General features: G+C 65.6%; 9 protein-coding genes. 5 read left to right on the top strand and 4 right to left on the bottom strand.

What is annotated here, in order from left to right:
* The first annotated feature begins 28 nt into the window (after positions 1-28).
* From pabB to HMP06_RS14465, 3 genes are all read left to right on the top strand, one after another.
* A complete protein-coding gene (pabB, locus tag HMP06_RS14455) occupies positions 29-1,855 on the top strand; it encodes an aminodeoxychorismate synthase component I (RefSeq protein WP_176497703.1) in 1,827 nt (608 codons plus the stop codon).
* A gap of 38 nt (positions 1,856-1,893) precedes the next feature.
* Complete coding sequence (locus HMP06_RS14460) at positions 1,894-3,093, top strand: pyridoxal phosphate-dependent aminotransferase (protein ID WP_176497704.1); 1,200 nt, start codon at positions 1,894-1,896, stop codon at positions 3,091-3,093.
* 113 nt (positions 3,094-3,206) lie between these two features.
* Positions 3,207-3,347, top strand: a complete 141-nt coding sequence (locus HMP06_RS14465; protein WP_232089997.1) for a hypothetical protein — start codon at positions 3,207-3,209, stop codon at positions 3,345-3,347.
* 3 nt (positions 3,348-3,350) lie between these two features.
* Here the strand turns inward: HMP06_RS14465 and pepN are convergent, their stop codons facing one another.
* Positions 3,351-5,951: an aminopeptidase N gene (pepN, locus tag HMP06_RS14470; protein WP_176497706.1), complete on the bottom strand. Its 2,601-nt coding sequence runs from the start codon at positions 5,949-5,951 to the stop codon at positions 3,351-3,353.
* A 105-nt stretch (positions 5,952-6,056) separates the two neighbouring features.
* On the opposite strand from pepN, the gene HMP06_RS14475 reads away from it, so the two are divergent.
* A complete protein-coding gene (locus HMP06_RS14475) occupies positions 6,057-7,670 on the top strand; it encodes a M28 family metallopeptidase (protein WP_176497707.1) in 1,614 nt (537 codons plus the stop codon).
* Between the two features lie 3 nt (positions 7,671-7,673).
* The gene (locus HMP06_RS14480; RefSeq protein ID WP_176497708.1) at positions 7,674-8,513 is read left to right on the top strand and encodes an NAD(P)-dependent oxidoreductase; all 840 of its coding nucleotides are present in this window, start codon (positions 7,674-7,676) and stop codon (positions 8,511-8,513) included.
* Here HMP06_RS14480 and HMP06_RS14485 read toward each other — a convergent pair.
* The 3 genes from HMP06_RS14485 to HMP06_RS14495 all read right to left on the bottom strand — a co-directional run bounded on the left by HMP06_RS14485 (position 8,423) and on the right by HMP06_RS14495 (position 12,620).
* The gene (locus tag HMP06_RS14485) at positions 8,423-9,337 is read right to left on the bottom strand and encodes a DMT family transporter (RefSeq protein WP_176497709.1); all 915 of its coding nucleotides are present in this window, start codon (positions 9,335-9,337) and stop codon (positions 8,423-8,425) included. The genes HMP06_RS14480 and HMP06_RS14485 overlap by 91 nt on opposite strands.
* A gap of 88 nt (positions 9,338-9,425) precedes the next feature.
* Positions 9,426-10,442, bottom strand: coding sequence for a threonine aldolase family protein (locus HMP06_RS14490; protein WP_176497710.1), 1,017 nt, complete (start codon positions 10,440-10,442; stop codon positions 9,426-9,428).
* 42 nt (positions 10,443-10,484) lie between these two features.
* On the bottom strand, positions 10,485-12,620 hold the full coding sequence (locus HMP06_RS14495) for a transglycosylase domain-containing protein (RefSeq protein ID WP_176497711.1): 2,136 nt from the start codon (positions 12,618-12,620) through the stop codon (positions 10,485-10,487).
* Positions 12,621-12,730 lie beyond the last annotated feature (110 nt).

Below are 12,730 nucleotides of genomic sequence, written 5' to 3' on the forward strand. Positions count from 1 at the left end.
TGGCCGGGGCATCTGGCAGGGTGACGTTATGACCTTGCCTTCTTTCCCCCAATTGCGCGCGCCCTTCGTGCTGCTCGACGACGCACGCGACGGCGGCGCGGCGGCCCGGCTGTATGTCGATCCGGTGACGGTAGTCTCGGCATGGACGGTGGCAGCGGTGCGTCCCGCGCTCGACGCGATCCGGGCGGCGCAACGGGGCGGCCTGCATGCCGCCGGGTTCCTGTCCTATGAGGCTGGTGCCGCATTCGAGAGCGCATTGGCCGATCCCGCTCCGTCGGACATGCCGCTTTTGTGGTTCGGCCTGTTCGAGCGTTATACCGAAATCGCTGCCGATGCGGTCGCGGGCCTGTTGCCCGATCGCGCGGGCGCGTGGAGTGGCGCGCCCGAACCGGCGATCGACCGCGCGACCTATGATGCGCGCTTTGCCGCCGTGCAGGAGCAGATCGCGGCGGGCGACCTGTACCAGGCGAACCTGACCTATCCGGCGTGGCTTGCCATACAGGGGGACCCGTTGTCGCTCTACGCCCGCTTGCGCGGCACCGCGCGTGCCGGATTCGGGGCGCTGATCGATACCGGGGCCGATGGCGCGACGATCCTGTCGCTATCGCCCGAACTGTTCTTCGCGCTTGACGGTACGACGCTGACCTGTCGCCCGATGAAGGGCACGGCGCGGCGCGGCGCTGATGACCGCGAGGACGCTGCGATCATCGCGATGCTGGCGCGCGACCCCAAGCAGCGTGCGGAAAATCTGATGATCGTCGATTTAATGCGCAACGATCTGTCGCGCGTTGCGCGTGCCGGAACGGTGGTGGTGCCCGCTTTGTTTGAAGTCGAGACCTATCCGACGGTGCATCAGCTCGTCTCGACCGTCACCGCCGAGATCGCGCCGGAAACCGATGCCATCGACGTGCTGGTGGCTTTGTTCCCGTGCGGATCGATCACCGGTGCGCCGAAGATCGCCGCGATGCAGGCGATCGCGGAGATCGAAGGTGGCGCGCGCGGTCTCTATACCGGCGCGATCGGCCGGTTCGACGCGGCCACGAAGGACAAGGGTGGAGACGCCATGTTCAACGTTGCGATTCGCACGCTCAGCTTGCCGCACGGGGCCGAGCACGCGTTGCTTGGCGCGGGCGGCGGGATTGTCGCCGATTCGGTCGCGAGCGAGGAGTGGGACGAGGCGCGCGCTAAGACCGAGTTCCTGACGCGCGATGCGAGAGCGTTCGATCTGATCGAAACGATGGCGTTCGACCCGGAATACGGCATCGCCTTGCTCGACCGACACCTGCAGCGCCTGTCGGCCAGCGCGCGCGCCTTTGGGTTCGCGTTCGACCGCCATGCCGCGCGCAACGAATTGCAGGCCGCGACCTTTCGCTTGCGCGATGCCCGCAAAGTGCGGCTGGTTTTGTCACCAAGCGGGGCGGTCGCGGTCGAGGTGGCACCGATGCCGCCCGCCCGTGGTGCCCTCTCGGTCGCGATCGTCCCGCTACCGGTCGCACCCGCCGACATCCGGTTGCGCCACAAGACCAGCGACCGGCGCTTCTACGACGACGCGCGACACGGCGCGGGGGTGGACGAAGTGCTGTTTGAGCGGCCCGATGGTCGTTTGACCGAAGGCAGCTTCACCTCGCTATTCGTGCCGGGCACCGATGAGGCGGGGCGCGAGGTGCTGGTTACTCCGCCGCTTGCCGCTGGATTGCTGCCGGGGGTGCTGCGCGCCGAGCTTATCGAGAGCGGTCGTGCGATCGAAGGTTATCTGACCGCAGCGGACCTGACGACCGATTTTTTCGTCGGCAATGCGCTGCGCGGGCTGATCGTTGCGCGACTGGCGGTTGCGGCGATGCCGCGCGCACGATAAGCGCTCGCGCGACGATCCGCCATCAAGGCCCCTTACCGATGCACCCATCCGCCGCACTTGCCCGTATCAAGCCCTCGCCGACGCTCGCGATCACGTCGCGCGTGCTTGAGCTGAAACGCGCCGGGGTCGATGTGATCGGGCTGGGGGCGGGCGAACCCGATTTCGACACGCCCGATTTCGTCAAGGAAGCCGCGATCAAGGCGATCCGCGACGGCCAGACGAAATATACCAATGTCGATGGCACGCCTGAGCTGAAGGCCGCGATCGTCGCCAAATTCGCGCGCGATAACGAACTGCACTACACCCCCGATCAGGTGACGGTGAACGTCGGTGGTAAGCACACCTTGTTCAACGCGATCGTCGCGACCGTGGATGTCGGTGACGAAGTGATCGTGCCCGCCCCCTATTGGGTCAGCTATCCCGATGTCGTGCTGTTCGCCGGCGGAACGCCGGTGTTCGTCGCGGCCGGGCCTGATCAGGGCTATAAATTGCGCCCCGAACAACTCGAGGCGGCGATCACCCCGCGTACGAAATGGGTGATCCTCAATTCGCCGTCGAACCCGACCGGGGCGGCGTATAGCAAGGCCGAGCTGATCGCGCTGGGCGAAGTGCTCGAACGCCATCCGCACGTGTGGATCTTCGCTGACGATATGTACGAACATATCCTGTACGACGATTTCGAATTCGCCACGATCGCACAGGTCTGCCCCTCGCTGTACGAACGCACGCTGACGGTGAACGGCTGTTCCAAGGCCTATGCGATGACCGGGTGGCGGATCGGCTATGCCGGGGGGGCGTCGTGGCTGATCAAGGCGATCTCCAAATTGCAGTCGCAATCGACGAGCAACCCCTGCTCGATCGCACAGGCCGCCGCAGTCGCCGCGCTCAACGGCGATCAATCCTTCCTGAAAGAGCGCGCAGCGGCGTTCCAATCGCGGCGCGATCTGGTCGTGTCGATGCTCAACCAGGCGAGCGGCATCACCTGCCCGCGGCCCGACGGAGCGTTCTACGTCTATCCCGAAATCTCGGGCCTGATCGGCAAGACGACGCCCACGGGCAAGCTGATTGATACCGACGAGGCGTTTGTCGCTTACCTGCTCGACGATGCAAAGGTCGCGGCGGTGCAGGGTGCGGCCTTCGGCCTGTCGCCCGCGATGCGTATTTCCTATGCGACCTCGGAGGCGCTGCTGCGCGAGGCGTGCGAGCGCATCCAGACGGCGTGCGCCAACCTGTCTTAACCTGGATGCATTTTGGTAACGCACGGTTGCCAGAATGTCTCTTGTGAAACGATCGCGAAAACACGATTTGCTGCGTTGCAGCGATCGGTCTGGTGCCGACGCGAAAGGGCATCGTGATGCGTAGCGTATTGAAGTCGGGTTTCCTGTGGCAGTTCTTCGGTGGATTCGCGTTGGGCGCAATTGCGCTCGTCACGCTCCATCCGGCGGAATCCGCGCGGTCGTCGGCTACCAATCCGATCGCTGCAAACCGCTAAACCTCACGCCTCTAAGCTGCGCGACGCCTGTTCGAGCATATCCTTCGACAATCCGGGTCCTTTTACGATCCGTTCCAGCTCGGCGCGCATCAGTGCGCTGCGAGTTGCGTCGAAGCGCTTCCAGCGGCCAAGCGGCGGGATCAGCTTGGCTGCGGTTTGCGGGTTGAGCGTATCGAGCGCGATCAACTGATCGGCGAGGAAGCGGTACCCAGATCCGTCCACCACGTTGAATGCGCGTTGGTTCACGCCGAACGCGCCGATCAGCGCACGTGCGCGGTTGGGGTTGGACAGCGTGAAGTCCCGATGCTGCAGCAATTCGCGCACCACCGCGCCGGTGTCTTCGCGCGGCGCCATCGCCTGCACTGAGAACCATTTGTCGAGCACCAGCGGATTGTCGCTGTAGCGGTTGTAGAAGATATCGAGCGCTGGTGTACGTTGTCGCGCGTCTCCCGCCACCAACGTTGTCAGCGCACTCATCCGGTCGGTCATGTTGTCGGCCGCTTCGAACTGCGCGAAGGCGAGATCGCCCGCATCTGCCGCGCCCGATGCGGCGATGTAGCCAAGTGCGACCGCGCGCATCCGCCGCAGGCCCTTGGCCTCGGGCGAATAGACATAGCCGCCGGTTGCCTCCGTAGCGTCATAAGCGGCGCGCCATTCGCTGCTAAGCGCCCGACCGATATCGCGCCGCAGCGCCTCTCGCGCGCGGAAGATCGCTTCGGGATCGACCACCGCCATCTGATCGCCAATGAAGCTTTCGGACGGGAGCAAAACCGCCTCTGCCGCAAACGCGCGGTCGAGCTGGGCATCGCCGATCGTGCCCGCGACCGCTGCGATCACCGCTGCATGATCGGCCTGGTTGCCGCCCGCCGCCGCCACCAGCGTATCGAGCATCAATTGCTGCAATGCTTCATAGCGCGCGAACGGATCATCATCATGTGCACCGAGGAAGGCGAGATCGGCGGCGCTGCGGTCAGTCTCGATGATAGTCGGCGCTGAAAAGCCGCGATTGATCGACAGGATCGGCCGTTCGGTCACGCCCTCGAAGACGATCCGCTCTTCGGCTTGGTTGAGCAGGATGACCTGCTCGGGTGCGACGGTGGCGGCGGTTTGCGCGCCGAACAGTTTCAGGCGCAGGGGCAGCACCACCGGGACCTTTTCGTCCTGCCCCGGCGTCGGCGGGGTGCGCTGCGTTAGCACCAGCTCGGCGCGGCCCGACCCCTCGTGATGCTCCAGCGACGCGGTCACGCGCGGCGTGCCTGCCTGGCCATACCAGCGGCGGAATTGCGTCAGGTCGGTGCCGCTTGCATCCTCGAGCGAGGCGACGAAATCCTCGCAGGTTGCCGCCGTCCCGTCGAACCGGTCGAAATATAGATCGGTGCCCGCGCGGAACGCCGTCGGGCCGAGGATGGTCGCGAGCATCCGGATGATCTCGGCACCCTTGTTGTAGATTGTGGCCGTGTAGAAATTGGAGATTTCCTGATAGGCGTCGGGCCGGATCGGGTGGGCGAGCGGGCCGGAATCTTCCGGAAACTGTGCCGCGCGCAAGCCCCGGACATCCTCGATCCGCTTGACCGCCGCCGAGCCCTGGTCGGCCGAGAAGCATTGGTCGCGGTAGACCGTGAAGCCTTCCTTCAGGCTCAACTGGAACCAGTCACGGCAGGTGACGCGATTGCCCGACCAATTGTGGAAATATTCGTGCGCGACGACCGCTGCGATCGCGTCATAATCATAATCGGTTGCGGTGTCGGGGTCGGCCAGGATGTAGCGCGAATTGAAGACGTTGAGCCCCTTATTCTCCATCGCGCCAAAGTTGAAATCGTCGACCGCGACGATGTTGAACACGTCGAGATCATATTCGCGGCCATAGACGCGCTCATCCCACGCCATCGACGTTTTCAACGCGTCGAGCGCGTGGTGCGTCCGTTCGAGGTCGCTCGCGCGGACCCAGATGCCGAGGTCGACCTCGCGGCCCGACATGGTAACGAAACTGCCGCGATTGACCGCGAGATCGCCCGCGACGAGCGCGAAGAGGTAGCACGGCTTGGGGAAGGGATCGCGCCACTCGGCCCAATGCCGCCCGCCTTCCAGATCGCCCGATGCGATCGGGTCGCCATTCGCGAGCAACACCGGATAGCGCTTTTTGTCCGCGCTCATCCGCACTTGATAGCGGCTCAGCACGTCGGGCCGATCGGGGAAGAAGGTGATCCGGCGGAAACCCTCCGCCTCGCACTGCGTGCACAGATTGCCACCCGATGCGTACAACCCCATCAACTGGGTATTGCGCTCAGGCGCGATCTCGACGGTGGTTTCGATCACATGGGCCGAACCGATGAGGGGTAGGATCAGCGTACCGTCTTCGATCACCCAATCGTTGACCGCTGTGCCGTCAACCGACACCGACAGCAGGGTCTGCCCGCTTCCGTCGAGCCGCAACGGGCGATCATGCACGCCGCTGCGCTGGACATGCAGCGTTGCTGTCACGCGGGTCGCGGCCGGATCGAGCGCGAAATCGAGCGCGATGTCGGGCACTTGCCAGTCGGGCGGGGTGTAATCCGCGCGGCGGGTGACATGCGGCTGGGCGAGGCTGGTCTGGATGTCGAGCATTGTCTGCGATGTAGGACGCGCAAGCGGCCCTCGCTACCGAAATCGCCGTGCTTGCGTGAGCGCGGCGCTGTGATACCGCACCTCGAAACGAAGGAGAGGGTTGGAATGAAGCTCTGGGTGGCGGGCGTGGCGGCAATCGCGCTGGCGGGATCGGCAATGGCGCAGGATGTGGCCCAGGATGCGGCGCTGCCCGACGATCAGGCCGCGATGAAAGCGCATGTGCTGTTCCTCGCCTCCGACGTGCTGCGCGGGCGCGAGGCGGGCAGCCCCGAATATCGCATCGCCGCCGAATATGTCGCCGCGCAATTCTTTGCCGCCGGGCTGAAACCGGCGGGGGATGCGGGCAGCTATATTCAGAAAGTGCCGCTGGTTACCTATCGCGCCGGTGACAAGGGCGATGTCGTGCTGACGCATAAGGGTGAGGCCCCGACGCCCCTGGTCTTTGGCGAGGATTATGTGCCGGGGACGGTCGCCACGGCAGCCCGCACCGTGATCGATGCGCCGGTGGTGTTCGTCGGCTACGGCCTGGTCGCGCCGCAATACGGCCGCGACGATTATGCCGGGGTCGATGTGCGCGGCAAGATCGTCGCCTTTTTCGGTGGCGCGCCGCTGAGTTTCCAGAGCGAGGAACGCGCGCATTTTCAGAGCGCGACGACCAAGGCGGTGATCGCCCAAGCGCATGGCGCGGTCGGCGCGATCGTACTGACGCGCGCGGTGCTGCCCGGTAGCGGTGCCAATTTCGATCGGCCGCGCACGAGCTGGGCGCGTCCCGACGGCACGGGCGATGCCTCCGGCGTGCCGATCCTGGCGACGCTGAGCGCGACCGGTGCCGCCAAGCTGTTTGCCGGATCGAAGACACCGTGGAGCGAGATCGTCCCGCGGGTGGCGGACGGCAAGGCGGTGTTCGCGGCTGAGATGTTGCCAGCAAACGCGGCCGTGGCGCTCAAGACCAGTTTTGAGCCGGTCAGCAGCGCCAATGTCGCCGGAATGATCCCCGGCAGAGATCCCAAGCTCGGGAAGGAAGTCGTGGTGCTGTCGGCGCACCTCGACCATCTCGGCGTCGGACGTCCCGATGCGAAGGGCGATACGATTTACAATGGTGCCGAGGACAATGCGATCGGCATCGCGTCGCTGATCGAGGAAGCGAAACGCTTCCGCGCGAGCGGCAAGGCCCCGCGCCGCAGCATCCTTTTCCTCGCCGTAACGGCAGAGGAAAAGGGGCTGGTCGGCTCGGACTATTTCGCCAAGCACCCGACCGTGCCGATCGAGCGGATCGTCGCTGACGTCAATCTCGACATGCCGATCCTGACCTATCCGTTCGAGGATATGACGGTGTTCGGGGCGGATCGCTCGACGCTCGGGCCGATCGTGGCGAAGGCAGTGGGCACCTTGGGCGTGACGATGTCGCCCGATCCCGATCCGGCGCAGGGCATTTTCGTGCGCTCCGACCATTATCGCTTCGTCCAGCAGGGCGTGCCCTCGGTGTTCCTGTGGCCGGGGCAAAAGGGGCCGGGCAAGGCCGCCACCGCCGAATTCTTCAAGACGCGCTATCATCAGCCGGCCGACGATCTGGCGCAACCGATCGACTGGTCGCAGGGTATCCGTTTCATCAATGCGAACTACGCGATCGCGCGCGAGATCGCCGATGGCGATGCGCGGCCGCGCTGGAACAAGGGCGATTTCTTCGGCCTGCTCTATCACGGTTACGGCGCGAAATAGCTCGTGGGGCGGCTGCTGATCTTCGGGCTGGGCTATACCGCGCAGGCGCTGGCTGATCAGTTGCGGGGGGCGGGGTGGCACGTCGGCGGCACGTCGCGCGACGGGCGCGACGGAACGATCCGGTTCGACGATTCGCGCGCGGTTGCGTCGGAAATTGCAGCGGCGACGCATATCCTGTCCTCGGTGCCGCCAGCCGAGGACAGCGACCCGGTGCTTTTCGCCTATGGCGCGCTCCTGGCGCGCAGTGCGGCATGGCGCGGATATCTCTCCTCTACCGGCGTTTACGGCGATGCAGGCGGCGCGTGGGTCGATGAGAGCGCCCCAACCGGCACGGGCCGCCGCAGCGCGCGCGCCGAGGCGGATGCCGCGTGGCTGGCGGCGGGCGCTTGCGTGTTTCGCTTGCCCGGCATCTATGGGCCAGGCCGTTCCCCGCTCGACCGGGTCGCCAGCGGCAGCGCGCACCGTGTCGATGCGCCGGGGCAAGTGTTCAGCCGAGTGCATGTCGAGGATATCGTTGCAGGTGTCATCGCAGGATTTTCCGCGCCACACGGGGCCTATAATCTGTCGGACGATTGCCCCGCGAGCCAGAACGACGTGATCGAGTTTGCCGCGCGCTTGCTGGGCGTGCCAGCGCCGCCGTTCGTGCCGATCGAGTCGCTATCGCCGATGGCGCGCGGATTTTATGCCGAGAATCGCCGGGTCGCGAATGGTAAGGCGAAGCGCGTGCTCGGCTGGACCCCGGCCTATCCCGACTATCGCGCCGGCCTGCGGGCGCTCAGCGCAATGACTAGGCCTCCTAGTACCAGCGCTGCGCCACCCGCCGCCAGCCACGTCCAGACATAGCCTTCGAACAGTGTCGACAGCAGCATCGCGATGACCGGCACCAGCACGCTTGAATAGGCCGCCTTGGCCGGGCCGATCACGCGCAGCACGCCGTAATAGAGCGGGAAAGCGAGCGCCGAAGCGAAGATGCCGAGATACAGCACCCCCGCGATATAGCCGGGCGACGTATCGAACACCGGCGGGCCGCTGATCGTCCAGGCGATCGTCGCGTCGAGCGCGGCACCGATCAGCATCGCGACGCCGAGCATCGCCGCCATCGGATAAGCGCGCGCGGTCGGCGTGGCCTGCATGACGTTGGCGACAGAGGCGGACAGGATTGCGAGAAGCGTGAAGCCAATCCCCAGCAGCACTTGCCCCGGCCCGTGCGGATCGACTCGCGCCTCACGCACGAACAGCAGGATCACGCCTGCCATCGCCACGCCCATCCCGACGATCAATTGCTGCCCGAGCTTCTGCCCCAGAAAAAACCGGGCGAACACTGCGTTGGGCAACAGCAGCAGCGCGAACACGACCGCGACCAGCCCCGAGGTGACATAGCCCTCGGCGCGATAGACGAAGTTGAAGTTGAGGCAGAATTGGCACAGCCCGGTGACGGCGGCAAAGGCCCAGCCGCGCGCATCGAGCACGATCCGCTCACCTCGGAACAGCGCATAGCCGAGCATGAAGGTGCCCGCGACGATGAAGCGATAAGTCACCGACCAGGTCGGCGGCACCACGCCCAATTGATGCCGGATCACCAGCCAGGTCGATCCCCAGATCAGCGTGACGATCCCGAACGGGATCAGGATCGCGAGCCTGCTCGAATTGGGCGAGGGAGAGCTCATTGCCGGTCTTTCCGTTCGCCCTGAGCTTGTCGAAGGGCCAGTGTAGATAGCGCGCGTATCGGTTGTTGCAGACCGTGCTTCGACAGGCTCAGCACGAACGGGACGGGAGATTTGCGATCGCGTCGGCGAGCGGGCGGATGTCGGCGGGCGACTGATTCCACGAGATCACCAGCCGTGCCTCGCCCGGGCCCCAGTCGTAGAAATCGAAGCCGAGCGCGCGCAACTGCGCCGCCTCGGCCGCGGTCACGCGCAGGAACACTTCGTTCGCCTCGACGGGATTGACCAGACGCGACCCTGCGGCCTGCGCCAGTAGCGCCGCCCCGGCATTGGCGTTGCGGCCGAGATCAAGCCACAAATCACCCTCCAGCATCGCGAGGAGCTGCGCCGCGAGATAGCGTCCCTTCGAGAGCAGCAGTCCGGCGCGCTTGCGGCGATAAAGAGTCGCGGCGGCGAGTTCGGGTTTGAAGAAGATCAGCGCCTCGGCGCTCATCCCGCCATTCTTGACGAAGCCGAAGCTGAGCGCATCGACTCCGCCGCGCCACGTCACGTCAGCTGGAGCACAGTCGAGATGCGCGACGGCATTGGCGAAGCGCGCGCCGTCCATGTGCAGGCCAAGGCCGCGTTGCTTCGCCAGATGCCCGATCGCGGCGACGTCATCGGGGGTGTAGACCAGCCCGTATTCGGTCGCGTTGGTGATTGAGATGGCGTGAGGCTGAACTTGGTGCACGTCGTTGCGGGTGGCATCGAGCACCGCCGCAATCGTCGCCGGCGTCAGCTTCGCGCCAGCCCCTTCGGCCAGCAACAGCTTCGCACCGTGCGTATAGAATTCGGGCGCGCCGCCTTCGTCATTCTGGATATGCGCGTCGCGGTGACAGACGATCGCGCCGTGCGGCGGGCACATCGCCGCCAGCGCCAAGCAATTGGCGGCGGTGCCAGAGGGAACCCACAAGGCGCGCACTTCGGTTTGGAACAGCTCGGAGAAGCGCGCGTCGAGCTGTTTGCTCCAGCCGTCGCCGTCATAGGCGGTGTCAAGGACGTTGGCATCACCCAGCGCGGCCAGCACGGCCGGGTGGACGGGGGCGGCATTGTCGGAGAAGAAGCGCATGGCACGGCCTTGCGGCGATGCGGGGGCGGCGTCAACCGAGCTTTATGGCACGTCCTCCGGATCACGCGGCGGGGGTGCACGGTCGTCGAAACGGTCGCGGCGGCGGCGGTCGGGGCCGCGCTCGGGGTCATTGCTGCGGTTGGGCTCAAAATTCAGCTCGCCATTGCGCAGCCGGACGCGGCCGACCCCGGGAATCTCACCCTCCACCGTCGGAATGTTGGCGGGATCGAGGAAGTTTTCGAGCGTTTCCTCAACGCCATTGGCCGTATCGGGATCGACTATTTCGGGCTCCGGCTCGGGCGCGACGGCGGCCCCCACACCGAGCGCGCTCTGCATGAAATCGCGCCACACGCGCGCCGGGATGCCGCCGCCCGACAGACCGGCATTGGGGGTATTGTCGTCATTGCCGACCCACACGCCGCACACCAGCCCGTTGGCGAAACCGATGAACAAAGCATCGCGGTTATCCTGCGTCGTGCCGGTCTTGCCATAGGTCGGCACCGACAGCGCTGCGGCGCGACCGGTGCCGGTCTCGGCCGAGGCGGAGAGGAGATCGAGCATCTGATCATGCAGATCGCCCGACAGTGCGCGCGTCCGATCCGTCAGCGTTGCCAGCACGCCGCGCTCGGGCTCTGCCTCCAACCCGCGCGGGCGCACCGGATAGCGCTCCGCCGCCACCGACGCATAAGCCGCCGTCAGTTCGAGCAGCGACATGCTCGACGTGCCGAGCGCGATCGTCGCTTCGTTCGGGATTGGCGTCGAAACACCGAGATCGCGGGCGGCTTGGATGACCTTCGCAACGCCGACTTGCTGCGTGATCCGCGCCGCCGCCACGTTGGAGGAGCGCGCGAACGCCTGACGCAGACTGATCGGCCCGAGATAGCGGCCGTCGCTATTTTTGGGCGACCATTTGGCGATCGTGATCGGTTCGTCGTCGATCACCGAATCGGGTGTCATGCCGTTGCGCAACGCGGCAAGATAGACGAACAGCTTGAACGCCGAACCCGGCTGGCGCTGGGCTTGCGTCGCGCGGTTGAACGGACTGTCGACATAAGATTTGCCGCCGACCATCGCCACGACGCGCCCGTCGGGCCGCATCGCGACCAAGGCGATCTGTGCGTCGCGTAGGCCCGCGCGCTTGGTGGCGCGTTCGGCCGCCTTTTGCAGGCGGCGGTCGAGCGTGGTCTGTACCGTCGTCTCGGTGGCGATTTCACCGGCATGGTCGCGCGCCTCGGGCAGCACCCAATCGGCGAAATAGGTGCCATTGGGCAGCGTCCGGCGCCGATCGGGCACGATCCGCGCAGGCCGCACGTCGGCGGCGTCGGCCTTGTCGAGCAACTTGGCATCGACCATCGCCGCCACGACCAGCTTCGCCCGGTCACGTGCGCCTTGCAGATTGACGGTGGGGGCGAGCTTCGACGGCGCCTTGACCAGCCCCGCCAGCATCGCCGCCTGCGCGATCGACAGATTTTCCGGTGTGCGCCCGAAATAATGGCGCGCGGCGGCGCGCAACCCATACACATTGTCGCCGAAATACACGTTCGACAGATAGCGCGACAGGATCTGGTCCTTGCTCAGCCACGCCTCAAGCCAGAAGGCGATCATCACTTCGCGGATCTTCCGCGCGGCGGTGCGGTCCGAATCGAGGAAGGCGTTCTTGGCGAGCTGTTGGGTGATCGTGCTGCCGCCCTGATCGCGGCCTTTCGAGGTTACATTGTGGAAAAACGCGCGCGCGATGCCGCGCGGGTCGATTCCCCAATGCGAACGAAAGCGTCGATCCTCGATCGCCAAGAAAGCATTGGTGACGTTCTTGGGCAGCTTGGCCGCATCGACCGGCGCCTCCAGAATTGCTCCCCGCCGCGCGATCGGCGTGCCGTCGTCAGCCAGCAGGGTGATGCTGGGCGGCGTGGGCGGTTGCAGCGATTTCGACAGCGGGGCGGTGACCGCGAGCCAGCCGACCGCGAACACGAACAAAACGATCGCTGCGGCAAGCCCGCGCGTGACCCAGCGCCAGCGGCTCGCGCGCTGCACCACCGGCAGATCGGGGGCGTAGTCGTCGCCGTCCGCGCTTTGGTACTCGGCGCGCGGTGGTGGCATCCCCCCGGTGAGTTCCAGCGCGTCGTCGTCATCGCCATCGGGGCGAGCACCGCCGACCGGGCCGAAGGGATTAAAGCGCATCAGGCGTTTCCATACCACAAACCAGTGTATTACTTGCATATGACAGATCATGCAAGCGAGGCCAGCGCATCGCGTCGCGTCTAGCAGCCGGATCATCGCGATGCGAGCAG

The sequence above is a fragment of the Sphingomonas sp. HMP6 genome (assembly GCF_013374095.1).
Classification (GTDB): domain Bacteria; phylum Pseudomonadota; class Alphaproteobacteria; order Sphingomonadales; family Sphingomonadaceae; genus Sphingomonas.